Raw genomic sequence first — 1,068 nt, 5'->3', positions numbered from 1 at the left:
TCAAGTACCTTTTGTCTGTTTATCAAGTACCTTTTGTCTGTTTATCAAGTACCTTTATAAATTCTGTACTTGATAAAAAAGTACTTTTATTTTAATATGTTTTTGAGGTGATAATCATGTCTAATGAGTTAGTTAAGTATGACCCTGAGTTGAATACTATCCCTTTGAGAAAGTTTACCCCGATTGAGATGAACTTATTCTTTTCAATTGTTTCCCGCATGCGGGATCAAGGTAATAAAACTGTTCGTTTTTCTTTTGAGCAATTAAAAGAGCTCAGTAACTATAAACCAACCGCAAATAAACGCTTTATTGATGATATTGAAAATACATACCAAAAGATCCTCAGCCTTAAGTTTGGTCGAAGAAGTAAGAGTGGCTTAAATCGCGAATTTTTTGTCATGTTTACCGAGTTTGAAATTAAGGGTGAGGCTGAAGAACCTTATGTTGATATCCAAATTTATCCCAAAGCGTTGCACTTGTTAAACGATTTGGAAAGTTGGGTTCGTTATGCCTTAACAGAATTTAGAAATTTAAAAAGCAGTTACGCAAAAACAATGTTTCGTCTAATTAAGCAATTTCGAACTACTGGCTATTCTTATTTCTCTAAAGAAGATTTTTTTGAATTGCTTGATATACCTAAAAGTTATTGGAATAGTCCTTCAAATGTTGATAAAAAAGTTATTAAGCCAATTAGAGAGGAATTAACCCCGCTTTTTAGAGGTCTAACGATTAGAAAAAAATATGGTAAAGGCCGGGGGAAACCAGTTATCGGTTATTCTTTTACTTGGAAACCTGAAAGAAAAGACGCAAATGATTTTTCTCAAGGAAAATTCCAAGATGAGCGTCAAAAACTCTTTAACATTCAGCATAATAGTGAATTATCAGATAAAGAAAAGTGGCGTGCAATTGACAAAGTTAAATGCTTACCTTTAGGAACAACTGAAAAACAAGCATTGGCTGAAAAGCAGATCGAACATGATAAAAAAATCAGAGATCAGACAAGACAAGAAGTACTTGCTGAACTCCGAAAGGGGTTTGGAAAACATGCCTAAAACTATTAGAGAACTT

General features: G+C 33.2%; 1 protein-coding gene. It reads left to right on the top strand.

Annotated features, from left to right (window positions below; translation table 11 throughout):
- Positions 1 to 116 precede the first annotated feature (116 nt).
- The gene (locus tag FD46_RS00330; protein ID WP_057895219.1) at positions 117 to 1,052 is read left to right on the top strand and encodes a replication initiation protein; all 936 of its coding nucleotides are present in this window, start codon (positions 117 to 119) and stop codon (positions 1,050 to 1,052) included.
- Positions 1,053 to 1,068: the final 16 nt, after the last annotated feature.

The sequence above is a fragment of the Liquorilactobacillus oeni DSM 19972 genome (assembly GCF_001436275.1).
Taxonomy (GTDB): domain Bacteria; phylum Bacillota; class Bacilli; order Lactobacillales; family Lactobacillaceae; genus Liquorilactobacillus; species Liquorilactobacillus oeni.
This window is presented reverse-complemented; position numbering and strand designations above follow the sequence as displayed.

Excerpts from the sequence above, each read along its gene's own strand:
- FD46_RS00330 (WP_057895219.1), top strand. The coding sequence starts at position 117 with ATGTCTAATGAGTTAGTTAAGTATGACCCTGAGTTGAATACTATCCCT.